Annotated in this window: 1 tRNA gene; it reads right to left on the bottom strand. The window is 49.3% G+C overall.

From position 1 onward, the window contains the following. Positions 1-2 precede the first annotated feature (2 nt). Positions 3-76, bottom strand: a tRNA-Ile gene (locus tag AAEZ02_RS23705). Positions 77-207: the final 131 nt, after the last annotated feature.

Here is a 207-nt window from a genome sequence, read left to right as displayed (position 1 = left end):
GGTGGGTCAGAGTGGACTTGAACCACCGACCTCACCCTTATCAGGGGTGCGCTCTAACCAGCTGAGCTACAGACCCAACGTAATTTCTCTTTCTTCTATCAAGTAATCTGTGTGAACACTCACATGCATTGCTGCACTTTTAGGTATTGAGTTAGTCGTATAGGTAAGGAGGTGATCCAGCCCCAGGTTCCCCTAGGGCTACCTTGT

Source organism: Shewanella sp. T24-MNA-CIBAN-0130 (assembly GCF_040310185.1).
Taxonomy (GTDB): Bacteria; Pseudomonadota; Gammaproteobacteria; order Enterobacterales; family Shewanellaceae; genus Shewanella; species Shewanella psychromarinicola.
Note: the sequence above shows the minus strand (reverse complement) of the source record. Positions and strands in the feature narration are given on the sequence as shown.